General features: G+C 51.7%; 1 pseudogene. It reads left to right on the forward strand.

Features of this window, described 5'->3' with window-relative positions:
- A pseudogene (locus D1831_RS14515) lies at nt 1–286 on the forward strand (hypothetical protein); the annotation flags it as partial.

The following is a 286-nucleotide window of genomic DNA, read 5'->3' on the forward strand; positions in this document are numbered from 1 at the left end:
CTCAGATACTGACTCAGATACTGACACTGATACCGATTCAGACGCTGATACCGACACTGATACCGACACGGATACGGATACTGACTCAGATGCGGATACCGATACCGATTCGGATGCGGATACTGACTCCGATACTGATACCGACTCGGATGCCGATACTGACACGGATGCTGGTTCGGGCAGCGGTACTGACACGGATACTGGTTCAGGCAGAGGTACTGAGACGGATAATGGTTCAGGGAGGGGTACTGATACGGATAATGGTTCAGGTAGTGGTACTGGTACG

Origin of the sequence: Lactiplantibacillus garii (assembly GCF_003885105.1) — a bacterium.
Taxonomy (GTDB): domain Bacteria; phylum Bacillota; class Bacilli; order Lactobacillales; family Lactobacillaceae; genus Lactiplantibacillus; species Lactiplantibacillus garii.